Consider the following 25,696-nt stretch of genomic DNA (forward strand, 5'->3'; position numbering starts at 1 on the left):
GCCTAATTTCTTTTTTCAAAAACCAAAAAGTGCTGGATTTTCATGAATTGGCCGTTTTTAACCAGTTTAAAACCATTGGCTTCCAACTCTTTTTCTACTTGCTTGACCGTCATTTTGTGAAGCGGTTTGATTGCCACTGCTGGATCTTCCCCTCGGTATTCGATCAAAAGAATTTTCCCCTCCGGTTTTAATGATTTCCGAATAGCTGCCAACATTTCAACAGGATATTCAAGTTCGTGGTAGACATCCACCAGGATGACCAAATCCACTGAATTTTCAGGAAGATTAGGAGAGGTCTCTGTTCCTTTTACTGGGATTACATTGTCAAAGCCAAGTTCTTTACTTTGGTTTTCGAGGTATTGAATAGCGTCATCCTGAATTTCTACGGCATAGACTTTTCCATCCGGGACTTTTGGTGCAATTCTAAATGTGTAATAGCCAGAACCGGCACCTAAATCTGCCACTACGCTTGCGGTAGTTAAGGGAAGGTTTTCGATCGCTAGTGATACGCTTTCCTCCTGTTCCCGACTTTGACGCTCTAACCAGCCTCTACCTTCGAATCCCATGACGAATGATATTTCCCTTCCCATATATACCTTGCCTATGCCATCGTAACTGGACTTTTTGGAAGAATAGGGAGAATCAGTAGAATTCTGCTTGCTTTGACCTTGGCAGGAAAAGATAAGCAAAAAACTCACGATCATTAGACTATATATCGGGTATTGCTTCATGGTTGTATTTTTTGATTTAACCAATTTACTTGTGCGGTGTTTAAAAAGAGCCTCCTGTCAAAAAAACCTGATAAATCTTTAGCTTTAAAAACGAAATCCGGAATAGGCTGACCCATCAAGCCCTAAATCAAATTTACCATGAAATCGAGCTTGTCTGCCATAAGCAGGCCTGCCTGGGGCAGACAGGCATGACGAAAACGTCACACACTGGGATGATTATTATCCATGCGAAGATTCCCTGTGGCCAATAAAATAAAAAACAATTATAAACTCATGAAATTCATTCTGTTTGCAGCCTGTTTTCTTGTAATTCGGATTTCCTTCGCCCAAGCGCTATCCATTGACTCCGATGGTACCGGTGGAATCTCAAACCAAGGAACTGGATCTATCCGATATAAAGTAACCGTCCTAGGACCGGGTGGACATTCATGGGGTGATTTCGGTTTGGTAAATCCCCATCATGCTCTTGGGAAAATGATCCATTACTTTTCTGATAATGCTGCTCAATTTTCTGCTGTTGCCAAGACAAAAACCAGTTTCAATGTTGGCAAAATCGGAGGAGGAACATCGGTCAATTCAATTCCATTCGAATCCTGGATGGAGGTAGACATGCGTTCGGAAGACGATGAAAGCCTCAAGAAAATGGACTCAATTTTCAATGCTTCAATGCAAAAGGGACTGGAAGAATACAACAGCAACCGAAAGACAAGCCCAGCACTAACCGTGAAAATCGATCAAATCGGATTTAGACCTTCAGGAGTAACTTCTACCGAAACTTCCCTCGTTCAACGTTCGATGGCATCCATTCAATCTTTCGGTATTAAGCCTACCTTATTTATTATGTCGGGCAATGCAAATTGGCCTATTTCAAAAGGCATTCCCGCAGTGACTTTGGGTTGGGGCGGGAAGAGCGACAAAGCTCACTCACTCGATGAATGGTGGCTGGATGACAAGGGAACGGACGCCATCAAACTTGCTTTATTGACCTTGATTTCCGAAGCAGGATTCATCAAATAAGCCAGTTCAGAGATCTGGAAAAGCTGGGCATTCGACCGACAGATTGAGGGGCAGTTCATGCTTTTATCCTGATGATTTAGAACCTCCATTCCACACTCCAATTCGTTCCAAAACTACCGAGTTAGATGAGTTGAATATAGATTTATAAAGCAACCCATTTCACCTTGTATTTGCTTCGCTTCGTTGGAAAAGCCTAGTTCCAAAAAGCACAAAATAAATCAAATTATCCTCCACAGGGAAAGCCTTCCGATGCTTTCGTTCCTTGACTTTTTGGAGTGATTTCGCTTTGATTTTTTTAAACCAAAAAGGAGATACTTTGAGAAAAGTCCAAATTCATCACCAGCAAAAAATTGAAGTCTGCATGGGATGATATCCCTGCTTCCTACCCAATTTAGGTTTGATATTTAAGGTTCTTCTTTCGCAAAGCACCTATTACTAGTTTCAGCACAAACTACATGAAACCCACAAAGTCAAAGTCAAAAATTAAGGTACGATTATTGACAATTTAATTGCGGGAAAAGATCATTTTTAAGTTTTGTTTAACGTTGAATCGAGATTCTGTTTATGCTTTTGGAAATTCACTTTTCACCCAAAAACCACTTAAGTCAAGTCCTGAATTTTCCTTTTTCTTCAAATTAATCCAACTTATAATCAACTGATTTTAAATATTTTGATTTGCATCTATTCACTGATTAGATGCAGGTTTTTTGAAGTTTCAAAAAGCAGAATATTATTTGGTTTCGTAAAATTTACCCGAATTACTGCACTTGCAGTCTCTTTCCTGAGGAAAACCATTCTCTTCAAATACCAGCTAATAAAGTTGTATTTTTAGATGAGTCTAAATTTTAATTTCCGATGCAAATCTCCTCCAAAAACATCCAATACACAGGTTACATTCTTTCTGCGGATAAATGAGAATGTCCTCAAAAATGAATAATTTCAGAATGCTTGATCCTCGCAGCTTAAGCTGGTTGATTTCATTAATTATGACTATTTTCAAAAATAATCGCCGGAATCTATGCTTGATTTTTTTCGCTCCTTCGCCCTTTCATTTCCAGAAACATTGGAAGTCCCACACTTCGATAAGATCTCCTTTCGGGTCCGCAAAAAGATCTTCGCAACTTTCGATTTCAAGACCCAATTGGCCTGCCTGAAACTCTCCGAAAAAGATCAGGATCTCTTTTCACTTTTCGATTCCAAACTGGTTTTCCCGGTTCCGAATAAGTGGGGAAAACAGGGTTGGACCCTAGCCAAAATCGGAGAGTTGAAGGAGGAAATAATCAGAGATTTAATCACAGCCGCCTTCAACCAAACTGCTCCCGAAAACCTAAAACCCAATTCCAAGCCCCACCCTTTTCAACAATGAAAATTAAATTCTCCTCTGCCTTCAAATCCCCCACCGAAGACCGGCAATGGTTCGAAAATTGGGTAGACCAACTCGAAGAAATCAATGCCCGAACTTATGAAAAAATCGAGGTAGAAACCGGTTTGGGAAAGACGATGATCTACGGATTGCAGACTTCTGATAAGACCCTAGAACCTTTGGTGATTTTTCCCGGGGCACGAACAACAGCTTTGATTTGGGACTTTGACCGAAATCTGGATCATCTCCTCGACCGCTTTCGGATTTACCTGGTCGAAACCAACGGCCTTCCAAATCTCAGCGATGGCGATACACCGGACATCAAATCCTTGGATTACGGGCATTGGGCAGCGGATATAATGGATAAGTTGGATCTCAAGTCCAGCTACGTGGCGGGAGCCTCTTTTGGAGGATCGATTTGCATGAAACTCAGCATCACCAATCCTGAAAAAATCAAAGTTGCCTTTCTCTATAATCCTGGATGTTTGCAGCCATTTTCACTTTCACTAAAGAATCTCTATTACAACCTTCTGCCTATTTTCAGTCCAAAGCGGAAAAATGTGGAGCAATTTCTTGAAAAGGCCATTTTCCTCAAACCAGACCATTTCCTTTCCCCAAAGGCTTGGAAGCTATTGGTGGACTACGAACTGTTTGCATTGACTCGCTATGTTGACAAAACCCAGAAGCCCTATTTCATGAACCAAGAATTGAAAAAGGTAAAATCAAACGTCTATTTGGTACTAGGAGATCATGACCTGCTTTTTCCTTTTGGGAAAAGTATCAGCAAGGCCAAAGCTTTAATCCAAAATCTGAAAGATATTCAGGTTTATCCTGCGGGACATGGTGTAGAAACGCTACCGGAAAGCATGCTTTACCTCAAAGAAAAGGTCGGAAAGCTGGAAAAATGGAAGTGAAATTTGAGTTTTTTTTCCTGATTACTTAAAGCTAGTAGAAAGTGTGATTTACAGCCTTGACAAAGCAAAGAAGGTAGCCGTCTTGGCAGCTTTTCAAAGGTGGCAATTTGGAAAATCGATAACTCAGGGCTTTTCTATCCCCTCGAGAAATCCTGCTTTCAATTTCATTTGCCGATCAAAAATCAAGGCATAGTTCGTCCGTCCTCTGACAGGCCAGTTATTTAGCCAGCTTCGACCATCGTGGAGTCCCCAGAAAGTCACCCGGCTGATCTTATCCGAATGCTTGCGGAACAACTGAAAAAGTGAGACGTATCGAGCTACCAATTCCTGTGCTACAGCCTGAGGGAGACTATCGGCATATGGATTCCACTCCGGAGACTCGGCATAGTTGATATTCAGATCAGCGCCTTCACTGTCGCTGGGTCGTGGCAAAACATCCACATCAAGTTCCGTGAACATCACCTGAAATCCGGCATCATGAATCTCAACAATTGCTTGTTCGATTTGGTCCAACGACGGTGAATTCAAGCGATAGTGCCCTTGCATCCCAATCCCGTCAATCCGAATCCCTTCGGCACGGAGCTCTTTTGCCAAGGCTAGAATCGCTTTTCGCTTTTCGGGTTTCCAAACATTGTAATCGTTGTAATACAACTCCACATCCGGATCGATTTCATTTGCTTTGCGAAAAGCAGCCTTGATGAATTCCGTTCCGGTAATGTTATACCAGTGCGTCTTACGCCAGCTTCCATCGTCTTCAAAAGCTTCATTCACCACATCCCAACCGTCAATTTTTCCCTTATACCTTCCCACTACAGTCGCAATATGATCTTCCATCCGCCGGATCAAATCCATTTGATTAAGAAACTGTCCTTCTCCGTTTTGAAAAACCCAAGCAGGAGTCTGCTGATGCCAAACTAAGGTGTGCCCAATGGTGAATGCACCCATTTTCTCTCCCATTGCAACATAGGCATCCCCAAACTCAAAATTGTATTCACCTTCTTTGGGATGTACCGGGCCCCATTTTAACCCATTTTCTGATGTAATGGAGCTGAAATGAAGCTCTAAAAGCGAATCCGCCCCCACTTCCCTTCCTGTGACTTGAGCCAGATTTACCGCTGCTCCTATAAAAAAATCCTCCTGAAATCGATTTTTCAAACTTTCTAATTCGGGCTTTTGACAAGCCAGCAGAAGTGGTAAGAGCAGGATAAGGGCAGCCAATTTTCGCATACTCTAACTTAGTCTCTTTCGAGATTAAATAGAAGAAAGCGGATTGATTAATTCCGAAATCGATTGGATTTAGAAGGATTTCGGATGATTTATAATTTTTAAGGTCCCCAAAACCATCTCACCATCTCACCACACCTGAAAGTTCCTCTTTGGAAAAATCCAATTCCGTGGAACCCATCACATACGGCCCGATTTCATAGGGAATATAGATCACCCAAAACTTTCCTTCCTTGAAGCCTATCGCATTCGCCAGGAAAAACCCGGTCTCAGGCAGAAAAAACCGCCCATCCTCCGATAAGCTCAGCCCTTCTTCCACTTCATGGTATGCTCTAAACTTCTGTTCTGAAAGCTTCAAAAGGCTATTTTCATCCAAAACCAACTGATCGAGACTTAAGGCCTCGCCGGACTTTGGGTCAATGTTTAAAAAAGACACTGCACTGTTGGGATGGGCACCACCCAGGTAGCTGAACTGAGAAAAATAAATACTTAAGGTCCTGTCAGACTGGTAAGAAACCTTTGCCTCGACTTCGATTTCCCATCCTCCATAGGAGTCCGGAAATTCACTTTTAAACTCATCAAACGATCTGAAGTACGCTACTATCATGGTATCCAAAAGCGCTGCGTCTTCGCCCGTTTGCACGAATAAGCTCATCTGATCCCGGATATATTGATTGATCTTGTCAGCCGCTGCCGGCCCTGAGGCAACCGGCCAAGAGAGTCTGAGTTTGGCGCAATTTTCTCCAACACAGGATTCCCTTACGACTGTTTCAGTCCTAAATGAAAGGGTCGGATCGACTACGCTTTCTTCGACTCCGGATTTTTGGGCGCAGGAAATCATCACTACCAGTATCGCAAAGGAAAGAATCTTCATTTGTTTTATTTTTTTGAAAGGAAAATCTGAATCAAGGACTTTGCCAAGGTTCCTGGATTCAGAGCTCCAGACCGGACTTTTGGTTTTTCCGCTTCTAGAATCTTAAGAATTACAGGATCTCGATGAAAAGCCTGCCCCAAGAGAAACTGAACTTGATCATCCAACCAATTAATCCGCTGTGTGGCTCTGTTGGTCTCCCAAAACCCATTTTCTGTCATTGCATCCTTGTATTGGGAAATTAATTCCCAGGCCTTTTCCAGCCCTAATCCTGTGGTTGAGGATGCAAGTAGAACTTTGGGATTCCAGTTTTTTTCAGCATTGGGAAGCAAGTGTAAGGCGTTTTGATAGTTGACTTTTGCTTTTTTTGCAGGTTCGATATTCTCTCCATCCGCTTTATGAATGAGCAGTGCATCTGCCATTTCCATGATGCCTTTTTTGATCCCTTGAAGCTCATCTCCTGCCCCCGCCAACATGAGAAGCAGAAAAAAATCCACCATATTTTTCACCGCAGTTTCGCTTTGCCCCACTCCTACCGTCTCCACCAGGATCACATCAAAGCCGGCAGCCTCACAGAGCAACATCGCTTCGCGGGTCTTACCGCTGACCCCGCCCAATGTAGTGCCGGATGGGCTGGGTCTGATGAAGGCGCGCTTGTCAGCTGCCAGAATTTCCATCCGGGTTTTGTCACCCAAAATACTGCCTTTGGTCAGCTGACTACTCGGGTCAATGGCAAGTACAGCCACTTTTTTGCCCAGATCCAGAAGCATCTTTCCAAACGCTTCAATAAAGGTGCTTTTCCCGACTCCGGGCACACCCGTAATCCCGATCCGGATCGACTTTCCTGAATGAGAAATCAGGGATTGAACGAGTTCGGATGCTAATTCCTGGTCAGAATCGAGTGTACTTTCCACCAAGGTGATCGCCTGACTTAGAATCACCCGGTTGCCGGAAAGAATTCCCTCATGAAAATCCGTTAATTCAAGTCTCTTCTTCATTGGCTGGAATATTGAAAGCGGCTTTCGCCCATGGGTGTCTTTTCGTATTCTGCCAATAGAAATTCTCGAAATTCCTGAGAAAAGTAAGGCTCCTGTGGGGAAAGTTTGACTTTTTCATTGAGCTGATCTGAGAAAAAGAAAACCAGGGTTTTGCCATATTTTGTATGGGGCTGAGCGTCGGAAAAATCCTTCATCCAGGCTAAATCTGAATCCAAAACCCGAATTGCATAAATCCGGAGTACCGGCCCGGTATTATTTTCATTTCGGTAGAATCCGATTTCTTCATATTTTCCTTCGAATTGCTGCAATCCAGGCTGTGAGAGGCTGGAACTTACGATCTGAAACAGGATAATCAGTACCACTGCTCCGATCAAATAGAAAATCAGTTTATTCCTTTTCAAAAACTTTGGCGGGTTTACGGGGTTTAGACCTTAATTTAGCCCAAAATTCTGACAATGACTTTCGAGTACGTCAAGGCGCTTCATATCATTTTCGTAGTCACTTGGTTTGCAGGGCTTTTCTATATCGTCCGCTTATTTATCTACCAAACTGAGGCCCTTCAAAAACCTGAACTGGAACGAAACATCCTAAAACCCCAGCTTGATCTCATGGCAAGCAGGCTTTGGTATATTATAACTTGGCCGTCTGCAATCCTGACCTTGATTTTTGGAACTTGGGTTTTGATGTATCGATGGGGCTACCTGGAGCTGGGATTCATGCATGCCAAATTGGGCTTTGTGGTTTTGCTTTACATCTACCATGGTTTTTGTCATGTGCTGTTCAGGGAACTTCAAAGCGGGAAAGCAAGATGGACGTCTACCCAACTCCGGATTTGGAACGAAGCTTCTACAATTTTGCTTTTTGCCATAGTATTCCTGATTGTCCTTAAGAGCACAATTAGCATGGTTTGGGGTATTTTGGGTTTGATCGGATTGTCCCTGACGCTGATGCTAGGAATACGGCTTTACAAAAAATATAGACTCAAAAAAGAAAAATGAACAGAACCTATATACTGCTTGGATTACTTGTGACTTTAGGATTCTCCTGTCAGCCGGCTTCCGAGAAAACTGCCTCGGCTGAGCTTCCGATTCTGGGTGAGCGCTACGCGGATGATAATCAGGACACCGTTTATCATAGAATTGCGGCCTTTGCTTTTGTCAACCAAGTGGGCGATACCATCTCCAATAAGGATGTAGAAGATAAAATCTATGTGGCAGATTTCTTTTTCACCTCCTGCCCTACGATTTGCCCGATTATGAAAAAGGAGATGCTCAGAGTGTATGAGAAATATAAGGATCAACCGAACTTTTTGATTCTCAGCCATTCCATTGACCCGATACACGACACACAAGCAGTTTTGAAAGATTATGCCGAGAAGCTGGGTGTAGAGGATGCTTCTACCTGGAATTTCCTGACAGGAGAACAGGAAAAGATCTACGAAATCGGTCAAACCAGCTACCTCACGACAGCCATGGCAGATCAGCAGGAACCTGGAGGATTCCTTCACAGCGGAGCCTTCCTTTTGATTGATGGAAAAGGTCGGATTCGGGGCGTGTACGATGGAACCAAATCAGATCAGGTAGACCGACTGATCTCTGACATTCCAAAATTGCTCAAGCAATGAAAAAACTTGCAGGCCTTGCAATCATTTTCCTGGCTTTTTCATGTGCCCCCAAATCGAGTGACGAGACCAATACTTTGGCTCAAATCAGTGATCCGGAAGTGATGAAATTCGCTATTCCCGGCAAAAAACTCTATGAAAACTACTGCGGGAACTGCCATCAAGCCGATGGAAAAGGTCTTGGAAAACTAATTCCACCTCTTCGGGATGCTGACTATTTCAAAGCGAGTGTACACCGAACAGTCTGGATCATCCGCCATGGTCAAAAAGGTGAAATCATGGTAAATGGTGAAAAATACAATCAGGCAATGCCTGCAAACCCAAATCTAAAACCTTTGGAAATTGCGCAGATAAGCACCTACTTGTATAATATCTGGGGAATGAACGAAGGGGTGATTGTTTCCTCAGATGTGGAAAAATATTTGAAAAACGCCCCTGAAAACTATTGATCCTTTAAAAGTGAGTCGGCTTTGGTAAGCGCAGCCTTCATCAGTCGGTTGACTTCACTCACAGATTTCATCTGAGCTTCCAGATAGGACTTCACCTCCTCCGGTGTACGCGCTCCATCTTCAGTTTCATATTGCCGCATCCAAACAAACATCTCCTCGTAGGCATGGTCCAACTCGACGGCCAAATCTTTCATTTGCTGAACCTTTTCGGGATTTACCGGATCCATTGCCGCCAATTCTCCGGCTTTTTGCAATGCTTTTTTCTCAAAAGATTTGAGCTGTCCCATCTTTGGCATCACCTCATCATGGACTGCGATGACCTCAGATCTTCTGACGGCATTCAATTCTTTTTGGTTGGGCCCGCAGGACTGCACTACGGCTACCAGACTAAAAACCAAACAAATACGCGCTAATTTCATTAAAATGATCTTTTGATGTTCCAAGGTACAATTTAATCTTGTAATAATTAAAGATTTGGCTCAAAATGAGGTCTTAACATAATTAGTATTTTTGATGTTAATTTTAGGCGCTAATAGAACTGAAGATGAAACCATTTTGCTTTGCTGACGGGAAGATCATCCCGACCGAATCTGCCACAATCCATCCGATGGATTTGGGATTAATACGTGGGTATGGAATATTTGATTTCTTCCGCACGGTCAATCAATCCCCACTTTTCCTGGAGCATTACCTGGACAGATTTATTACTTCTGCCGAAAAAACCTTCCTTCCTTTGCCCTACAGTCGTGAGCAGCTACGAGAAATCATTTCGGTTTTGATCGAAAAAAATGATCTGACAAATGGGGGTTTGCGGATGGTTTTGAGCGGAGGAGTTTCGGAAAATCATTTTTCCCCTGCCGAAGGCAAGCTCTTTATCTTTGCAGAATCACTTTCGCTGCCTTCTGAAGAAAAGTATCAAAATGGAATAAAATTACTCAGCCTAGAATATGTGAGGGCAATTGCCGACATCAAAACTACCAATTATACGCTTCCGGTATGGCATAGCGTCAATTGGAAGAGGCTTGGTGCTGAGGACGTACTTTACCACTGGAACGGTTGGGTAAGTGAAAGCTCGCGAAGTAATTTTTTCATTGTGAAAAATGGGGTACTCCACACGCCGGACCAGCACATCCTCTTGGGAATCACAAGAAAACAAATATTGGGCATCGCGAAAAATGTGGTTATCAGACCAATCTCTCTCGAGGAAGTTTGGGAAGCTGATGAGGCCTTCATCACAAGCACGACTAAGATTCTTTTGCCGGTAACTCAGCTGGATGAGCGAAAAATAGGCTCCGGGAGACCCGGCCCGGTAACGCTGGATATTCTGGAAAAATTCAGAGAATTGGAAAGAGAAACAGTGGCCTAAACCAAAAAAAAAGCTCCTCATGGGAGCTTTTACTTTTTAATCCATTATCAATCTGGCATCCTTGAGGATATACATCAGCTTTTCGGGATCACTTGCGTTTAGGGTAAGCTTACCACGCACTTTGACCCGCTTGGAGGTGTATTTGATTGGACTGGACATCATCACTTCCATGACTGTCTCAGGACCTCCTGAACCGCAAAAGAAACACTCAGCCAAGGGAAGACTAGATAAGATGATATGCTCTGGCTTAAACATCCCCTCAAAAGGAATAATGTAACCATCTGCCTCCACTTCTTTTCCTTCCAGTTTCTTGATTTCGTCCGAGAAAACCGGAACATACAATTCACCGAATTTATCTTCGCTGATTTTGTAAGTAACAGCCGCTAGACTCTTCCAAACCCCCTGAGCATTAGCTTCTGCCGACGCGAAACTAAAAAACAGGACTGCCGCCAGAATAAAACTCGACTTTTTCATAATTCCAATTTCTATTATTTCTGCTAATTACACCTTTGTAAGCTGCTTTGCAATGCTTGTTTGATAAGCTGACCAAGCAGGAATGATGGATGCCAGCACACCTACTCCTAACGCATAAGCTATGATCCAAAGTTCTTGTTTCAAGAAAATCCATGGCTGAAGTGCAGCAACCACATTTTGATCGCTTTGGCTGACCAGCAACCAAAGGAATGAATGGCCCAAAGCAATGCCCAAAACTGCGCCCAGGAAAGTCAGCATCAATCCTTCCAAAAAAATCAAAGCAAGCAATTGCGTTCGCGAGGCCCCAATCGCTCTCAGAATTGCCAAGTCATACTTCCGCTCTTTCAGCGAATTATAAAGCGCAATAAAAATCCCAAGCCCAGCGATCACTATCAATACTACCGCCAAACCTTGCAGAAGACTGATGCCCACACCCAATAATTCAAATAACCTCGACATCTCAAATGAAGGAGACGCTGCTTGCATGGAAGTTCCGGAATTTATCATTCGCGGCAATTGAACTGCCGCGATGGGGTTACGATATTGAAGCAACAGTGTGGTCACTTCACGATCCTGATCAGAAATGGGAAAGCCGGTTTTGGATACCGCCGCATGAAATTTCGCGTGTTCATCTGAATCATGATTTTCGGTGGCATCATGTCCTTCAGAGTCATGATCATGATCTTCATGAGCTTCTTTATCACTTGCTTCTGCCAAAGGGCTGCTTTCCGGTTCAACGGCCACAGGCTCTTCATCATGAGTATACCAAACCGATTCAATACTGGTCAAAATCAAACGGTCCACCACATTTCCTCGCGGCGCAAGGATTCCTGAAACCACGAAATTATGTTCATCGTGGTCATGACTTCCTTCACTGATCCCATGGCTTGAGGTGAATTCATCCCCGAGTTTCAACTTTAATTTTGTAGCAATTTCAGAACCGATCACTACTTCAAAAGGCACTTCCCAAGGCTTTCCATCGGCAAAATCAACACCATAGAGTTCGAGATAATCGTGATTGGTTCCCACGATTCTGAATCCCTGAAAATTATCACCGAGCGCCATTGGAATGATTTTTTTCACCAGCCGATTTCGGGAGAGTCGCTGTGCTTCTTCCATTTTGATATTTCCCGTGGGAAAATCGATATGGTATACTGAGGAAAGAATCAATTGCAGCGGACTCCCTTTTGCACCAACTACCAAATCGATTCCTGCCGCATCCTGATTCATCTTTTTCTCAAACTGGTCCTGAATCAACAGCAACACCGTAATGATCGCCAAGCCCAAGGCAAGGAGAAAGACATTCAATCCTGTAGAAAGCGGCCGAAACGTCAGATATTTCCAGCTGATCTTAAATAGATTCATGAGGCTAAGACTTCGATAAAATGAGGAATATGATTTTTCACCCGCTGATCATGTGTAACGATAATGAGTGCCGCTCCGATTTTCTGAGCTTGTGCTTTCAGCAGCCGGATGACTTTCTCGGTATTTTCATCATCGAGACTGGAGGTAGGTTCATCAGCCAAAATCAACTTTGGATTGGTAACCAAAGCCCTTGCAATGGATACACGCTGCGCCTCTCCTTCACTCAAGGTCAAAACAGAAGTGTTTGCCTTGTCACTTATTCCCAACTCGGTAAGTAATTGGATAATATCCTGCCCCTTTTTTTTACTGAAAAAATGCGCCAATTCAAGATTCTGACGGACATTTAAGGCAGCGATCAAATGTGGCTTTTGAAAGACAATGCCAATGTTTTTTCCACGAAACAAATCCAGCTTTTGATCTGAGAGCGCTGAAAGTTTAACGCCATCAAGGATCACGTCTCCGCCCTTGGGATTTAGAAGTCCGGCTAACAGGTTGAGAAGCGTGGTCTTCCCACTTCCGGATTTTCCGAGGACCAGGAGTGCTTCTCCTGAATCCACCCTGATTTCAGGAAATGAAATTAAATCTTGGCCCGGATGGGCATACTGTAAGGAATTTGCTTTCAATAACATACTTTATTTCACGGGTATTGTGATCTGGAAAGTGGTTCCTTTGTTTACTTCACTTTCAAAAGTAATCTCTCCCTGCAAGACGTCCAGGCATTTTTTCACTATCGAAAGCCCCAGTCCAGAACCTTCAATAATCCCCACATTTCCGGCACGGAAAAAGCGTTCAAAAAGTTTACCTTGCTCCGACTTGGGAATTCCAATCCCCTTATCCGAAACGATCGCCTGAAGTTTTTTATCGCTGTATGCAATCTTAAATTCGACCTCCTTACCATCTTTGGAATACTTCACAGCATTGGATAGGAGATTTTCAAAAACCTGATAAAGTAGTTCCGGATCAGAGGTGATGGTTTTTGGCATTTCCCCGATATCTGATTTGATTTTCACATCATTATCGATCCCTGCTTTGACCGTGTCCAAAAGCTCCTTTATAAAAGCCCCTGAAAAAATCTTTTTGGGTTTAAACTCCAATTTGTTTTCATCGGCTTTTCCAAAGAAGAGTACACTGGTCAAAAGGTTATTTAATGCTCTGACCGAATGCTCGATCTTAAATGCGTGCTTTGTGATTTTTTGCTTAAAAGGGTGATCTTTTTCAGCATAAATCTGCAATAGCTGTGCAGAACTGAGAATCGAGGTTAGCGGTGTTTTAAAGCCGTGCGACACATTCAGGACAATTCTGGATTTCAGCTCATTGATCTCCCGCTCTTTTTCAAGTGCTCTGGTAAGTTCCTTATTGGCCTCATAGAGCTCGAAGGTCCGCTGCTTTACTTTTTCTTCAAGTTCATTGTTAAGATTTTGAAGCTCCTTTTCCTTTCGGTCTTTGAAGATGGCCAGTTCAATCACCATGTTCAATTCCCGAATATTAAACGGCTTGATCACATAGGCACTTGGGTTGGTGCCGACTACCTTGTTTAGTGTTTCCGCATCGGAGCTTGCACTGAGGTACACTACCGGAATATCATATTTTTCATTGATAATTTCGGTCGTTTTAATGCCATCGAGTTCCCCTGCCAGATTGATATCCATCATCACGATATCGGCCAAACTTTCCTCCAAAATTTCAAGGGCCTTTTCTCCGGTATCGGCAATTCCGATGATTTCGTGTGCGTTTTTTTCTAGTGCTCGCTGCAGTAGAAGTGCCGAAACTGAATCGTCTTCGACTATGAGGATTTTCAATGTAAACATGGTGGATTCTGGAATAAAAGGTGGTATTGGGTTTTTGAAATTACAAAAATTACGCTTCGGGCAATGGGATTTCGACGATGACTCTGGTTCCTGAATTTTTTATGCTTTGAATATCAATCTTTCCGTCGAGTAACTGCACCAGATTTTTTGTGATACTCAAGCCAAGTCCAGTACCCTCAAAAAGGCGATCATGACCTTTACTTTCCTGCTCAAAAGGATCAAACATTTTGCTCTGGAAATTTTCTGACATCCCAACTCCTGTATCGGTGACTTCCAATATAAGTTGTTTGTCCTTCTTCTCGCATATCACTGTGATCAGCCCTTTTTCGGTGTATTTGATTGAATTACTGACAATATTATTCAAGATCATCTCCATAAATCGCCGGTCAATTTTTGCATGGAAAGCGGGAGAAAGGAATCTAAAAGCAAAGTGGAGTCCTTTTCGATCTGCAGCTGCCTGAAGGGGTTTCATCACAGTTTCAACAAAGTTTTTCACATCAGTTTCCACATATTCAATCGGGAATTTGTTTGCCTCCATTTTGGCCAAGTCCAACAGCGAGTTAATTGTTCCCAGTAATCTTTCGCCGCTTTGTAAGATGATATCCAGTTGGGAAACCAACTCCAAATCTTCTTTTTTGGTCATGATGATATGCTCCGCCCCCCCTATGATCCCATTAAGAGGGGTTCTGATCTCGTGGCTGATATTAGACAGCAGACTTGACTTAAACCTATTGGCTTGTTCGGCCTTTTCCTTTGCATCCTTAAGTTTGTTTTGAACATTCTTTTGAGCAGAGATATCTTTGAAAACCGAAAGCACCAGACTTTTCCCTTCTTTATCCTGATCCAACATTACAGAAAACACCTCCATCTCCAAATGTCCTGACTTCCAATCTAGCTCCGCTTCAACAGAAACGCCCTGCCCGGGAGAATTTCTTGCACGATTGAGAAGGGTGTCCAAATAAAAGTTCTGTGAAGTTTTGGAATTGAAAAGAACAGCTAGAGGTTGGTTTTCCAATTTTTTGATATCACTGCGCATCATTCTTGCAAAAGCCGGATTAACTGTCAGGATTCGTTCATTCTCAAGGGTGAGTATCATCCCATCTTGAGAGCTGTTCCACACATTTTTAAACTGTTGCTCGGCGATGACTTTGCTTTTGTTTTCCCTTTCTACAGCCGATTGAAGTATCCCGAGGTTCTGGAGCTGTTTGAAAAATGTGTTAATCAGGATCCCCAAGGCTACCAATAACAACACAGTAAATACTATAAACCAGGGCCGAAGGTAAAATGGACTTAAAATCTCAAATTCTTTAGACCTGAAGGTGTCGGAAAACTCAAGTCCATTGTAGGAGGTTTTAAACTCCAGTCTGTAGCTTCCCGAAGGGAGATTGGAGAAGAACAGTTGATTGGACCGGGGGTCTTTTACTATTTCCCAAGGGGTCTCTTCATCACCTCTTATCAGTCGATGATGAACCCAAAGTTCCTTGGATTCATTGAATCCCGGCGCGATAAATTCTACCTCCAGGGAGTTTTGGTCATAAGGCACTTTAAATTCTTCTGAGCTTAAAATCTCCCTATTTCCAAGTTTCATGGATTTCACAAATGCTTTAGGTGCCCCATAGGCAAAAAATGTTTCTTCAGGAAAATAAATTGAAAGTCCTTTCATAGTTCCGATCAAAACTCTTCCCGAAGCCGCCTCAATCAGTGCGCCCCTGTTGACTTCATTTCCTATTAGCCCATTGGATTCATCATACTGGATAATCTTATCCTCTCCGAAAACAAAGACTCCATTGTCAGTCCCTGCCCAAATTTTGCCATCCTTATCTTTCATCAGGGTGTAAATAGGCCTGGTGATTGACCTCCCCGCATAAATAAAAAAGCCTACATATCCCTCTCTGTAGATTTTTAGACCAAATTCGGTTCCCAAGAGTATGCTTCCATCTTCCATTTCCAGAAAATCATATCCTTCAGCTAGGAAATAGCGTGGGGTTTCGATTATCGGGTACTGATTTTCTAATCTACTTGCTCGGAGGACCACCAATTTCCCGTTAGAAAGCTTACCTGATTTTCGAAAATGCGGCGCAACATCTCCAAGCAATTTCAAAATCTCAGAAGTCAGTTCTTTCTTAAAGAACTCCGAATTATCGGCCGTGATGGATGAAATAAAAACACGCTTGGGAGATGTGATCAACAAACTATCTCCAACGGCCTGTACGGAAGAAACATTAAGTCCCTCAGGTATTGGTAAAAAACTCACTCGCTTATAATTCGGCACAATTTTACCCAAACCTTTGAAATTGGCCGATGCCCAAATCACTCCATTTTTGTCTTTCGAGAAATTTATAATTCTTTCATTGGGAGTCTGCGGGCCATCTTTCCCCTGATAAAGTGTCTCCACATCGAACCTGCTCATCTTTTGGACTCCATTGTTGAAGCCAAATAGAAATTCTCCCGGTCTACTTTCTATACTTGCCGTAAACTCCTCTGCAAGGAAGGCATCCATGTCAATTCCATAGTTTTGAAAAACCTGAGAATTATTTACTCCAATACCCCGACTTGTTCCTACCCAAAGTAAGCCTTCCCTGTCGATAAAAGCAGTTTGAATATAGACCGCTCGAAAAAGACTGGACAAATCAATCAAAACCGGTCTTTTTCTTGTAGGATTATACTTTTTGAGGTGGGAATTATAGTGGTAGAAAACGTTTTCTCCCGAAAAAACCAATGAAAAATAGTCCTCCTCAACGAAATTGATGGTTGAAAAGTCCTGATCAATTATTTCAGTTGGAAATTCAGCAGCGGGCCCACTTGCCAAATAATCTTTACCCAAAAAATAATACGTCCCGCTAGGAGATTTCTTGATTAAAACCGGAGAGGATGGAAGAGGAACCCCTCGAAACTGGTATGGAAATAATTCGCCGTTCTTAAGCTCAAATGTTCCATTTTTAAAAATCAGTAAAATCTTATCTGCCACTTCAGACACAGCTAATAAGTGCCCGGTAGCAGAAATGTCTCTACATAATTTCCTTTCGATTCGCTCTCCGTTCTTCCAGACCACCAAATCTCTTCCGGTTTCGAGGAAAAATAATTTTTCAGTGCTTTTTCCGATGCTGAAAAAATGGATTTTGGAAGAAAAATAAGATTTTAGACTATCGGAAAATTGGAATTCCGACCATGCGTTAGGTTTCCTTTCCAACACTGTTGGAACTCCACTGGCATTGTAAATCCATAAAATCCCATCCTCATCCTTCAACAGCCCAATTTTATAGACAAACCTCCTGGTCAGTGTATCCGGCAATTCGTAAGTCTCGATCCCATCGGAATAAACCACTCCCCGCCCAGTCGAAAACCACATTCGCCCAAGCGTATCCTGTTCAACCTGTAGAACATTCTGGACATTGAGCCTGACTCCTCGGGGTTGTGTGTTGAATTTGAAATTTTGCGCAGCAAGAAACCCTTGGACTAGGAAAAGACTTACAGTCAAAAGTACGGCTGGTAGATGGCGCAAAAGCATGAAACGAAAATAGGAAATCAAGCCTGCCTGAGCAGACAGGCATGACTCTACGGTGTCACACAGAGGAATGATTATCTGTCATGCGAAGATTCCCTGTCCGTCGACAGGCGGGCATGTGGCCATTAAAATACAAATTATAAACACATGAAATGCCCATGAGAAAAGATTCTCACACAGGGGAGTAATTATTTTGGGCATTCCATATGGCATTTAAAAAACAAATTATAATCATATGAAAAGATTCCGGTCACCAAATTACGTGGAGATTGTTTCGCTTTTCTTTTGTCGGCGGATGGTTTCTCTTAATTTTGTGCCAAACTTAAAAAATCGAAGCATGAGTGTACTAGTCAATAAAAATTCCAAAGTGATCGTACAGGGATTCACTGGGTCTGAGGGCTCTTTCCACGCACAGCAAATGATCGAATACGGAACCAACGTAGTCGGTGGTGTGACTCCCGGCAAAGGTGGATCGGTTCATTTGGAAAGACCTGTTTTCAATTCAGTAGAAGAGGCAGTTCAAAAGACAGGTGCTGATGTTTCCATTATTTTTGTACCCCCTGCATTTGCTGCAGATGCAATTATGGAAGCAGCCGATGCTGGTATCAAAGTAATCATCACCATCACGGAAGGAATTCCTGTGGCAGATATGATGGTTGCAAAGCCTTACATCAAACAAAGGGGTTGTGTATTGATCGGGCCAAACTGCCCTGGGGTGATCACTCCGGGCGAGGCGAAAGTGGGTATTATGCCTGGCTTCGTCTTCAAAGCTGGCCGTATAGGCATCGTTTCCAAATCAGGAACCCTGACCTATGAAGCGGCAGATCAAGTGGCAAAAGCTGGTCTTGGCGTATCCACGGCTATTGGTATCGGCGGTGACCCAATCATTGGAACTTCCACCAAACAAGCTGTAGAAATGCTGATGAATGATCCTGAGACTGACGCGATTGTCATGATTGGGGAGATTGGCGGAAACTATGAAGCAGAAGCTGCAAAGTGGATTCGGGAAAATGGCAACAAAAAGCCGGTTGTAGGATTTATTGCCGGACAGACAGCACCTCCGGGTCGCAGAATGGGGCACGCCGGTGCAATCATCGGAGGAGCGGATGATACCGCTGCTGCTAAAATCAGAATCATGCGAGAAAACGGAATCCATGTAGCGGAGTCGCCTGCAGAAATTGGAGCCGTGATGGCAAAGGTTTTGGGCGTTAACGTTTAAAAAAAAGATAAAGCGAGTTTTTAAATTCGAAAAATAAAATCAGAAACCGCCTCGGATTGAAAAATTCGGGGCGGCTTTGTTTTTTCTCAGCTGAAAAGCTATTCACTTTTTGTATTTTCAGTCCATGCACATGAATGGATCCTTTATTTCAGACCAGTTCTATTCCAAAAATGTCCGAGATCTACACCCCCGACATTTGAGAATGGCGCAGCATAGTGACCCAGTTTATGAATGTGCAGCGTTGATGGCAAGTGAAAAAGTGAGTTGCCTTTTTATAGGCAATTCCCCTCAAGAGATTGTCGGCTACATCACAGACATTACGCTTCGGGATCGATTATTGGCTGCGCAGCTTCCTTCTGATATTCCAGTTTCACAGATTATGGAATACGACATGGTTAGCATTCATCCTGACGCAAGTCTGGTTGAAGCCTTGATCCTGATGTTTCAGACAAAATCCAGGTATCTCCTGGTGCGGGAAGGGGATGAATTTATAGGTTGGATCAGCAGGACTAAAATCCTTACTGAGCAAAGCCAGGGACCGTTCATGTTTATCCAGTCTGTCAAAGAGGCCAGACAGATCCCCGAACTCCGTGAAAAATGGGCCCGAATGCCTGAGATCATTCATCTTCTCAATACACGGGGGATGAAAGCTGGGCTGATCAATCAGATCATTACCACGGTAGCTGACACCATCACCCAACGAGTCATTGAGCGGGTGATTAAAGTAATCGGACCTGCCCCAGCCAAGTTTGTCTTTATTGTGCTCGGAAGCGAAGGCCGTGGGGAGCTCACTTTGAAAACTGACCAAGACAACGCGATCATATATGAGGACAAGGCCAATGAACATCGGGAAGAAGTACGTGCCTATTTTCTGGATTTTGCCACTCGGGTTTCCACTGCACTGGATCAAATAGGGATCGTCTTTTGCGAGGGAGACCTCATGGCCATGAACCCCAAATGGACGCATTCGCTCTCTCATTGGAAGCGAAATTATGATGCATGGATTTCAGATGCCTCGCAGGAGACTGCCATGAATTACGCTACATTTTTTGACTGCCGGGCTATCTATGGAGCGTTTCCACTTTTGGAGGAATTAAAGGAATACATGGGAAATCTCCTGGAGAAAGCCCCCGAACGGTTTTTTATCAATCTGGGTCACAATGCACTCCAATATGAACCTCCTCTGACATTTTTCAGGAAAATTAAAGCTGAAGAAATCGATGGTGAAAAGCAACTCAATCTCAAGCAAATCATGCGACCTATCGTGGATCTGGCACGGGTGTATGCATTGAAGCATCGGATTTTTGACACCAATACAACGAAGAGAATCGATGGATTAAAGGAAAAAGGAGTGTTTTCTGCAAAAGAGGCATTGGAACTCAGCCATGCATTCGATTATCTGATGAGCTTAAGACTGGAAAATCAAACGCTTTCAATTTTGGACCAGAACCGAAAACCAAAAAACTTCTTAAAGATCAAAGCGCTTACAAAAGTACAGCAAGTAACACTCATTGAGATTTTTAAAGTTATCGAAGAATTCCAGGCCAGAATCAAGTTATCCTTCACCCGTAGTCTATAATTTCTCGCTTCAAGAAATACTTTTATAAATTTTTTATAAAAGTTGTTTTTTATTCATCAAAGTTTTTTAATTTTGAATCATAGAATAAATTGCTGTTCAGATCATTAAAATCTGTGAAAAATTTGGTGAAATATTCCTTGTCAAATTTTAATTTGGCAAAGAATCCTTTGACTGCGACAGAAAATTTGGAACCCAACAAGATTCAAAACATTAAACCTTACACCCACTAAACTGACCCATCAGTATGCTAAGTAAGTATCCCCTCTCCGAAGTAGAAAAGGCTTTTTTGGCCGAATCCGGAGTAGAAAAAATCTCGACCCTGATTCCTTACCTGACAGTAGACAATTTTCCAAAGCTAGGCTTACTTACCGCCTGCCGTTTTTTGGAATGGGCAGCTGCAAATCCTGAAGGTGTGATCAGTTTACCAACCGGAAAAACCCCAGAGTTTTTTATCAAGTGGACTCAATTCTTACTTGAAAACTGGGACAGTAAAAAAGGGAAGGATGTCCGTGAAAAATACGGACTTGGGAACATCAAAAAGCCGGTCTTGAAAGATTTGACCTTCGTGCAGATTGATGAATTCTATCCCATCTCCTCCAAACAGCACAATAGCTTCTACGACTACGTCAACAAATTCTATATCAACGGCTTTGGGCTTTCGAAAGAAAAGGCAATCCTGATCAATTCCGATGAGATCCCATTGGCAAACGGACTTCATTTCAAGGAAGTTTTTCCCGATCTGAAAGTGGACCTTTCGCTGAGATTTCGCGACCCAATTAATGAGTTGGAAAAGCTGCAGCAGCAATCCATCTACATGATCGATCAGTGGTGTGGAGAATATGAGCAGCGAATCCGGGACAAAGGCGGCATCGGCTTTTTCTTGGGAGGTATAGGACCTGACGGTCATATTGCATTCAACACCCGCGGTTCTCATCTCTTCTCCGTGACCCGATTGACGGACACCAACTTTGAGACACAAGCTGTGGCGGCAGGTGACTTGGGGGGAATTGAGGTTTCGTCAAACAGGTTGGTGATCACCATCGGATTGGACACCATTGTATACAATCCTGAGGCGGTTGGGATAATCATCGCAGCAGGTGAGGCAAAAGCAGGAATCGTCAGAGATTCTTTGGAGACCAAATTAAACAATGTCTACCCTGCCACAGTCCTCCAAAAGCTGAAAAATGGCCGCTTTTATCTTACCAAAGGTGCGGCCGTAAAGCTCACCGACTCTATGGACGCTTACTTTCAAAAGGGTGAATGGACTTTTGAAAAAACCGAACGGGCAGTCATCGAGCTTTGCAAAAAATTGAATAAATACGGTCACCGAATCAAAATTGAGGATTTGAAAGCCGATAAATACACAAGACTTATTCCGGGGCTATCAGAAGACACGGTCAATCAAGTCATGCGAAGTGCTGAAGCCAAACTTGCCAAAGGGCTGGAACAGGAAAGCAATGAAATTCTTCTTCACACCGGACCTCACCATGATGACATTTCCCTCGGCATTCTTCCGCATATCACCAATCAACTGAGCGAACCTACCAACGAGGCGCATTTTTCGGTGCTCACATCGGGTTTTACAGCAGTGACCAATACGTTTGTGATTGATACGCTTCAGCATACCAAAAAACTTTTGGACGAAGGGAAAATCCAGATGGTCAATTTTGAAGACTTTTTTGATGTGGGCTACAGCCTGAAGACTGACAAAGACGTCTACCACTTCCTGACTAACGTTGCTTCAGAAAATCCTGATGCCCGTAAACGTGGCCTTTGCCACAGGGTGGTGAGAGCGATTGTCATCGTCTACGGAGTGAAAAACAAAAGCCAGCTTCGAGAGACTATTAACGAGGTGATCAGCATACTTAGAAATTCCTACGACGGGGAGAAAAACCCATCGAAAATCCAAAAGCTCAAAGGAATGATCCGGGAGTTTGAAGAAGAATTGGTATGGGCTCATTTTGGTGTTCAGGTAAAAAATGTCCACCATCTCCGACTCGGCTTTTATACAGGTGATATCTTCACCGAACAACCCGACAAAACCCGCGATGTAGAACCGATCGTGGAAATGTTTCGAAAAATTAAACCTACCAAGATTAGTTTAACGCTCGATCCTGAAGGTTCAGGACCCGACACACATTACAAAGTACTTCAGGCAACGGCCGAAGCAGTCAAAAAATGGGGAGAAGAGCACGATACCAGTAACCTGAGAATCCTGGGATACAGAAACGTCTGGTTCAAATTTGAGCCGCACGAGGCCAATGTGATTGTGCCCGTTTCTCTTGGGGACATGTCGGTGATGGAGGATTCCTTCTCCAATTGCTACCTGAGTCAAGTCAACGCCTCTTTCCCCAGTTACTCGCACAATGGCAAGTTTAGCACAGTAGCCAAGCGTACCTGGGTGGGACAATTGAATGACATCCAGTTACTGTTGGGCAAAAACTACTTCTACCTGCATGAGCGGGCAAAAGTAAGAGCCAGTCACGGTCTGATCTTTTTCAGAGATATGAATGTGGATGAGTTTTTGGCCACTGCCAGAGAACTGGAAAAATCCATTGAAGGAATGCTATAAGTCAGTCTCAGGTCTCAAACCTAATTTTGAAAGCAGCCGGGAATTTTCCGGCGGCTTTCTGCCTTAAACCTATTTATCAACCAAACAATAGCCCAAAGCGAATGGAAAAAGCCATTTTAGGATTAGATATCGGCGGCACCGGCATCAAAGGCGGCATCCTGATCAAAGGACATCTGGAAGACATTCGCTCCATTCCCACACCTGCTTTAGAGAGTAAAGAATTTATTCTTGAAACCATTGCCTCATTTATTGAGACCTATCTTCACTACGATTTCGTGGGGATAGGAATAGGGATACCGGGATTGGTGGATACACAGGAGGGTATTGTTTTAGGCTTAGCAAACATTCCTTCTTTCCAACATGTGGAATTGAAAAAATTCCTGACTACGCGTTTTTTGAAGCCTGTCTTTGTCAACAATGACGCAAACTGCTTTGCGATAGGTGTCCACAAATATGGAGTGGGGAAACCTTTCAAAAACCTGGTGGGCATCACTTTGGGAACCGGCACCGGCGGGGGAATTGTCATCAATGGACACCTTTATTCCGGACTCTTCTCTGCGGCTGGAGAATGGTGCAGTGCACCCTATCTAGACTACAACTATGAGTACTATTGTTCCGGGAAATTTTTCCAAAACTTCTACCACAGCAAACCAAAAGCTTTGGCTAAACTAGCCTTGGCCGGTGATCCCATAGCCTTACAGGCATTTGATGAATTTGGTCAGCATTTAGGCGAATTGTTTAAGATGATCATGTATTCCCTGGCACCGGAAGCCATCGTTTTGGGTGGTTCGATCAGGAAAACGTATCCTTTGTTCAAAAAATCTCTTCTGAAAACCTTGGAAACTTTTGCCTATCCATCGGTATTGGGAAATCTGAAAATTCTGATCTCTGAACTTGACGAGACTGCGATTCACGGTGCTGTAGCACTGGTAGACGTGGAAGAGGATATGGTTACAGCATAAAAGATAAAAGTTGGTTTAATAAGTCAAAAAGGCGGTTTCTCGGGAGACCGCTTTTTTTCATTTTGTAGTAAAAATGGAAAACAAATTTATCCCCATTGAAAAGCCACAAAATATCTGTGGTAATCCGTGTCATCTGTGAGACCAATTCTTATTTTCAGCCTGTAAATAAAATCTCATGCCCAATTCCACCCTCAAAGTCGCCCTTGCCCAAATCGCTCCCATTTGGCTCGATAAAGCCGCCACCTTGGAAAAGGTCAAAAAATCAATTAAAGAAGCTGCGGAAAATGGTGCTGAGCTCATTGTATTTGGTGAAGGTCTAGTCCCCGGCTATCCATGGTGGCTTCCCATTACCAATGCAACAGCTTGGGATAATAAAATCCAGAAGGAAATCCACGCCCACTATGTCCGAAATGCAGTACAGATCGAAGCAGGCGACCTAAATGAAGTCCAAAAATTAGCCGCAGCGCATCAGATTGCAGTCTATCTGGGAATCATCGAGCGACCCATTGACCGTGGCGGACACAGTTTGTTTTGTTCCTTGGTGTACATCAATCAGCAGGGCGAAATCTGCTCCGTCCACCGTAAACTCCAGCCCACTTATGACGAGCGACTAACCTGGTCGCCCGGAGATGGACACGGACTTCAGGTTCATCCACTCAAAGAGTTTACTGTCGGGGGATTGAACTGCTGGGAAAACTGGATGCCACTTGCCAGAACAGCCCTTTACGGATTGGGAGAAAATCTCCACATCGCAGTGTGGCCCGGAGCGGTAAGGAACACTGAAAACATCACCCGAATGATCGCTCAGGAGGGTAGATCCTATGTGATCTCCGTATCAAGTCTGATGCGAAAGAATGACTTCCCAACCAATACGCCTCATCTGGAGGTGATTTTGGAAAACTGCCCAGAAACACTCGGAAATGGCGGCAGCTGCATCGCAGGACCGGACGGAAAATGGATTTTAGAACCTGTGGCATATGAGGAAGGGATTCTATACCATACGCTGGACTTCAACCGGGTATTGGAAGAACGACAGAACTTTGATCCCGTCGGGCATTATTCACGGCCGGATGTATTGGAACTTAGGGTGAACCGGGAGCGGCAAAGTAGCGTAAGGGTTGAGTAAAAGAATTCGAACTAGATCTCAAAATTTAGTATTTTCGTTTAAAGACTTCAATATGACTTCACTCTCACTATATACTAAATTGGAAACACTTCCCTCGGAATTGAAGGAGGAGGCAAAGAAATTCATCGAAAATCTGGTAGAAAAAAACCGGAAGAAAAAGGGGGATAATCTCCAAAAGCCAACCCCAAAGTTTGGAGGCCTAAAAGGTAAAATTCACTTATCAGATGATTTTGATGAACCTCTTGATGATTTCAAAGAATACATATAATGAATTTGTTGCTCGATACACATACTTTTTTATGGTTTCTTGAAGGAAGCCAAAATCTTTCCTCTTCTGCTAAAACTGCAATTCAAAATCAAAACAATACCAGTTTTATAAGTATTGCATCTATCTGGGAAATTGCGATAAAACTTGGTTTGGGAAAACTGAAACTTGATACAGGACTTGATGAACTAAAATCTGAAATCCTTAAGAATGGTTTTGAGATTCTTCCACTTGATTTTGAGCATATTTTTTAGAACTTTCAAGGCT

Annotated in this window: 25 protein-coding genes; 14 read left to right on the forward strand and 11 right to left on the reverse strand. The window is 43.2% G+C overall.

The window, feature by feature from the left end; all coding sequences use genetic code 11:
* Window positions 1-2: 2 nt before the first annotated feature.
* On the reverse strand, window positions 3-731 hold the full coding sequence (locus tag Q8M62_RS09660) for a class I SAM-dependent methyltransferase (RefSeq protein WP_304901995.1): 729 nt from the start codon (window positions 729-731) through the stop codon (window positions 3-5).
* Window positions 732-1,004: 273 nt separating this feature from the next.
* Here Q8M62_RS09660 and Q8M62_RS09665 point away from each other — a divergent pair, with 273 nt between their 5' ends.
* From Q8M62_RS09665 to Q8M62_RS09675, 3 genes are all read left to right on the forward strand, one after another.
* On the forward strand, window positions 1,005-1,748 hold the full coding sequence (locus tag Q8M62_RS09665; RefSeq protein WP_304901996.1) for a peptidase dimerization domain-containing protein: 744 nt from the start codon (window positions 1,005-1,007) through the stop codon (window positions 1,746-1,748).
* 1,018 nt (window positions 1,749-2,766) lie between these two features.
* The gene (locus Q8M62_RS09670) at window positions 2,767-3,114 is read left to right on the forward strand and encodes an MmcQ/YjbR family DNA-binding protein (RefSeq protein WP_304901997.1); all 348 of its coding nucleotides are present in this window, start codon (window positions 2,767-2,769) and stop codon (window positions 3,112-3,114) included.
* Entirely contained in the window at window positions 3,111-4,025 is a 915-nt protein-coding gene (locus Q8M62_RS09675; protein ID WP_304901998.1) for an alpha/beta hydrolase, read from the forward strand. The genes Q8M62_RS09670 and Q8M62_RS09675 overlap by 4 nt, the downstream gene beginning before the upstream one ends.
* 123 nt (window positions 4,026-4,148) lie before the next feature.
* Here the strand turns inward: Q8M62_RS09675 and Q8M62_RS09680 are convergent, their stop codons facing one another.
* From Q8M62_RS09680 to Q8M62_RS09695, 4 genes are all read right to left on the reverse strand, one after another.
* Entirely contained in the window at window positions 4,149-5,180 is a 1,032-nt protein-coding gene (locus Q8M62_RS09680; protein WP_304901999.1) for an endo-1,4-beta-xylanase, read from the reverse strand.
* 190 nt (window positions 5,181-5,370) lie between these two features.
* Window positions 5,371-6,123, reverse strand: a complete 753-nt coding sequence (locus Q8M62_RS09685; RefSeq protein ID WP_304902000.1) for a PdaC/SigV domain-containing protein — start codon at window positions 6,121-6,123, stop codon at window positions 5,371-5,373.
* A gap of 5 nt (window positions 6,124-6,128) precedes the next feature.
* Entirely contained in the window at window positions 6,129-7,118 is a 990-nt protein-coding gene (gene meaB, locus Q8M62_RS09690; RefSeq protein ID WP_304902001.1) for a methylmalonyl Co-A mutase-associated GTPase MeaB, read from the reverse strand.
* Complete coding sequence (locus Q8M62_RS09695) at window positions 7,115-7,519, reverse strand: hypothetical protein (RefSeq protein WP_304902002.1); 405 nt, start codon at window positions 7,517-7,519, stop codon at window positions 7,115-7,117. Before Q8M62_RS09695 ends, meaB begins: the two co-directional genes overlap by 4 nt.
* 54 nt (window positions 7,520-7,573) lie before the next feature.
* Here Q8M62_RS09695 and Q8M62_RS09700 point away from each other — a divergent pair, with 54 nt between their 5' ends.
* Genes Q8M62_RS09700 through Q8M62_RS09710 form a run of 3 tightly spaced genes read left to right on the forward strand, consistent with a single transcriptional unit; the run spans window position 7,574 to window position 9,188 of the window.
* Window positions 7,574-8,116 carry a CopD family protein gene (locus Q8M62_RS09700; protein WP_304902003.1) on the forward strand — a complete coding sequence of 181 codons (543 nt, stop codon included), beginning with the start codon at window positions 7,574-7,576 and terminating at the stop codon, window positions 8,114-8,116.
* Complete coding sequence (locus tag Q8M62_RS09705) at window positions 8,113-8,742, forward strand: SCO family protein (protein WP_304902004.1); 630 nt, start codon at window positions 8,113-8,115, stop codon at window positions 8,740-8,742. Before Q8M62_RS09700 ends, Q8M62_RS09705 begins: the two co-directional genes overlap by 4 nt.
* Complete coding sequence (locus tag Q8M62_RS09710; RefSeq protein WP_092733698.1) at window positions 8,739-9,188, forward strand: cytochrome c; 450 nt, start codon at window positions 8,739-8,741, stop codon at window positions 9,186-9,188. Before Q8M62_RS09705 ends, Q8M62_RS09710 begins: the two co-directional genes overlap by 4 nt.
* On the opposite strand, the gene Q8M62_RS09715 is transcribed toward Q8M62_RS09710, so the two are convergent.
* Window positions 9,182-9,607 carry a hypothetical protein gene (locus Q8M62_RS09715; protein ID WP_304902005.1) on the reverse strand — a complete coding sequence of 142 codons (426 nt, stop codon included), beginning with the start codon at window positions 9,605-9,607 and terminating at the stop codon, window positions 9,182-9,184. The two genes, Q8M62_RS09710 and Q8M62_RS09715, sit on opposite strands and share 7 nt — an antisense overlap.
* A gap of 125 nt (window positions 9,608-9,732) precedes the next feature.
* Here Q8M62_RS09715 and Q8M62_RS09720 point away from each other — a divergent pair, with 125 nt between their 5' ends.
* Window positions 9,733-10,554, forward strand: a complete 822-nt coding sequence (locus Q8M62_RS09720) for an aminotransferase class IV (protein ID WP_304902006.1) — start codon at window positions 9,733-9,735, stop codon at window positions 10,552-10,554.
* 36 nt (window positions 10,555-10,590) lie between these two features.
* On the opposite strand, the gene Q8M62_RS09725 is transcribed toward Q8M62_RS09720, so the two are convergent.
* Genes Q8M62_RS09725 through Q8M62_RS09745 form a run of 5 tightly spaced genes read right to left on the reverse strand, consistent with a single transcriptional unit; the run spans window position 10,591 to window position 17,709 of the window.
* The gene (locus Q8M62_RS09725) at window positions 10,591-11,028 is read right to left on the reverse strand and encodes a hypothetical protein (RefSeq protein WP_304902007.1); all 438 of its coding nucleotides are present in this window, start codon (window positions 11,026-11,028) and stop codon (window positions 10,591-10,593) included.
* A 27-nt stretch (window positions 11,029-11,055) separates the two neighbouring features.
* Window positions 11,056-12,393, reverse strand: a complete 1,338-nt coding sequence (locus tag Q8M62_RS09730) for an FtsX-like permease family protein (RefSeq protein WP_304902008.1) — start codon at window positions 12,391-12,393, stop codon at window positions 11,056-11,058.
* Entirely contained in the window at window positions 12,390-13,022 is a 633-nt protein-coding gene (locus Q8M62_RS09735) for an ATP-binding cassette domain-containing protein (RefSeq protein ID WP_304902009.1), read from the reverse strand. The genes Q8M62_RS09730 and Q8M62_RS09735 overlap by 4 nt, the downstream gene beginning before the upstream one ends.
* A 3-nt stretch (window positions 13,023-13,025) precedes the next feature.
* On the reverse strand, window positions 13,026-14,201 hold the full coding sequence (locus tag Q8M62_RS09740) for an ATP-binding protein (RefSeq protein ID WP_304902010.1): 1,176 nt from the start codon (window positions 14,199-14,201) through the stop codon (window positions 13,026-13,028).
* A 49-nt stretch (window positions 14,202-14,250) separates the two neighbouring features.
* The gene (locus Q8M62_RS09745; protein WP_304902011.1) at window positions 14,251-17,709 is read right to left on the reverse strand and encodes an ATP-binding protein; all 3,459 of its coding nucleotides are present in this window, start codon (window positions 17,707-17,709) and stop codon (window positions 14,251-14,253) included.
* Between the two features lie 334 nt (window positions 17,710-18,043).
* On the opposite strand from Q8M62_RS09745, the gene sucD reads away from it, so the two are divergent.
* The 7 genes from sucD to Q8M62_RS09780 all read left to right on the forward strand — a co-directional run bounded on the left by sucD (window position 18,044) and on the right by Q8M62_RS09780 (window position 25,683).
* Window positions 18,044-18,925, forward strand: coding sequence for a succinate--CoA ligase subunit alpha (gene sucD / locus Q8M62_RS09750; protein ID WP_304902012.1), 882 nt, complete (start codon window positions 18,044-18,046; stop codon window positions 18,923-18,925).
* 130 nt (window positions 18,926-19,055) lie between these two features.
* Window positions 19,056-20,504, forward strand: a complete 1,449-nt coding sequence (locus Q8M62_RS09755) for a DUF294 nucleotidyltransferase-like domain-containing protein (protein ID WP_370690576.1) — start codon at window positions 19,056-19,058, stop codon at window positions 20,502-20,504.
* A 244-nt stretch (window positions 20,505-20,748) separates the two neighbouring features.
* Window positions 20,749-23,076 carry a glucosamine-6-phosphate isomerase gene (locus Q8M62_RS09760; protein WP_304902013.1) on the forward strand — a complete coding sequence of 776 codons (2,328 nt, stop codon included), beginning with the start codon at window positions 20,749-20,751 and terminating at the stop codon, window positions 23,074-23,076.
* 101 nt (window positions 23,077-23,177) lie between these two features.
* Window positions 23,178-24,038, forward strand: coding sequence for an ROK family protein (locus tag Q8M62_RS09765; protein ID WP_304902014.1), 861 nt, complete (start codon window positions 23,178-23,180; stop codon window positions 24,036-24,038).
* A gap of 175 nt (window positions 24,039-24,213) precedes the next feature.
* Window positions 24,214-25,164, forward strand: a complete 951-nt coding sequence (locus Q8M62_RS09770; RefSeq protein WP_304902015.1) for a carbon-nitrogen hydrolase family protein — start codon at window positions 24,214-24,216, stop codon at window positions 25,162-25,164.
* Between the two features lie 52 nt (window positions 25,165-25,216).
* Window positions 25,217-25,432 (forward strand): DUF2281 domain-containing protein, encoded by a 216-nt coding sequence (locus tag Q8M62_RS09775; RefSeq protein ID WP_304902016.1) that lies wholly within the window; start codon window positions 25,217-25,219, stop codon window positions 25,430-25,432.
* Window positions 25,432-25,683 carry a type II toxin-antitoxin system VapC family toxin gene (locus Q8M62_RS09780; protein WP_304902017.1) on the forward strand — a complete coding sequence of 84 codons (252 nt, stop codon included), beginning with the start codon at window positions 25,432-25,434 and terminating at the stop codon, window positions 25,681-25,683. The genes Q8M62_RS09775 and Q8M62_RS09780 overlap by 1 nt, the downstream gene beginning before the upstream one ends.
* Window positions 25,684-25,696 lie beyond the last annotated feature (13 nt).

The organism is Algoriphagus sp., from assembly GCF_030694375.1.
Classification (GTDB): Bacteria; Bacteroidota; Bacteroidia; order Cytophagales; family Cyclobacteriaceae; genus Algoriphagus.

Bases quoted from the DNA above. Each gene is read 5' to 3' on its own strand.
- Q8M62_RS09660 (WP_304901995.1), bottom strand. From the start codon at position 731: ATGAAGCAATACCCGATATATAGTCTAATGATCGTGAGTTTTTTGCTT.
- Q8M62_RS09665 (WP_304901996.1), top strand. From the start codon at position 1,005: ATGAAATTCATTCTGTTTGCAGCCTGTTTTCTTGTAATTCGGATTTCC.
- Q8M62_RS09670 (WP_304901997.1), top strand. From the start codon at position 2,767: ATGCTTGATTTTTTTCGCTCCTTCGCCCTTTCATTTCCAGAAACATTG.
- Q8M62_RS09675 (WP_304901998.1), top strand. From the start codon at position 3,111: ATGAAAATTAAATTCTCCTCTGCCTTCAAATCCCCCACCGAAGACCGG.
- Q8M62_RS09685 (WP_304902000.1), bottom strand. From the start codon at position 6,123: ATGAAGATTCTTTCCTTTGCGATACTGGTAGTGATGATTTCCTGCGCC.
- meaB (WP_304902001.1), bottom strand. From the start codon at position 7,118: ATGAAGAAGAGACTTGAATTAACGGATTTTCATGAGGGAATTCTTTCC.
- Q8M62_RS09700 (WP_304902003.1), top strand. From the start codon at position 7,574: ATGACTTTCGAGTACGTCAAGGCGCTTCATATCATTTTCGTAGTCACT.
- Q8M62_RS09705 (WP_304902004.1), top strand. From the start codon at position 8,113: ATGAACAGAACCTATATACTGCTTGGATTACTTGTGACTTTAGGATTC.
- Q8M62_RS09710 (WP_092733698.1), top strand. From the start codon at position 8,739: ATGAAAAAACTTGCAGGCCTTGCAATCATTTTCCTGGCTTTTTCATGT.
- Q8M62_RS09715 (WP_304902005.1), bottom strand. From the start codon at position 9,607: ATGAAATTAGCGCGTATTTGTTTGGTTTTTAGTCTGGTAGCCGTAGTG.
- Q8M62_RS09720 (WP_304902006.1), top strand. From the start codon at position 9,733: ATGAAACCATTTTGCTTTGCTGACGGGAAGATCATCCCGACCGAATCT.
- Q8M62_RS09725 (WP_304902007.1), bottom strand. From the start codon at position 11,028: ATGAAAAAGTCGAGTTTTATTCTGGCGGCAGTCCTGTTTTTTAGTTTC.
- Q8M62_RS09730 (WP_304902008.1), bottom strand. From the start codon at position 12,393: ATGAATCTATTTAAGATCAGCTGGAAATATCTGACGTTTCGGCCGCTT.
- Q8M62_RS09735 (WP_304902009.1), bottom strand. From the start codon at position 13,022: ATGTTATTGAAAGCAAATTCCTTACAGTATGCCCATCCGGGCCAAGAT.
- Q8M62_RS09740 (WP_304902010.1), bottom strand. From the start codon at position 14,201: ATGTTTACATTGAAAATCCTCATAGTCGAAGACGATTCAGTTTCGGCA.
- Q8M62_RS09745 (WP_304902011.1), bottom strand. From the start codon at position 17,709: ATGCTTTTGCGCCATCTACCAGCCGTACTTTTGACTGTAAGTCTTTTC.
- sucD (WP_304902012.1), top strand. From the start codon at position 18,044: ATGAGTGTACTAGTCAATAAAAATTCCAAAGTGATCGTACAGGGATTC.
- Q8M62_RS09755 (WP_370690576.1), top strand. From the start codon at position 19,056: ATGAATGGATCCTTTATTTCAGACCAGTTCTATTCCAAAAATGTCCGA.
- Q8M62_RS09760 (WP_304902013.1), top strand. From the start codon at position 20,749: ATGCTAAGTAAGTATCCCCTCTCCGAAGTAGAAAAGGCTTTTTTGGCC.
- Q8M62_RS09765 (WP_304902014.1), top strand. From the start codon at position 23,178: ATGGAAAAAGCCATTTTAGGATTAGATATCGGCGGCACCGGCATCAAA.
- Q8M62_RS09770 (WP_304902015.1), top strand. From the start codon at position 24,214: ATGCCCAATTCCACCCTCAAAGTCGCCCTTGCCCAAATCGCTCCCATT.
- Q8M62_RS09775 (WP_304902016.1), top strand. From the start codon at position 25,217: ATGACTTCACTCTCACTATATACTAAATTGGAAACACTTCCCTCGGAA.
- Q8M62_RS09780 (WP_304902017.1), top strand. From the start codon at position 25,432: ATGAATTTGTTGCTCGATACACATACTTTTTTATGGTTTCTTGAAGGA.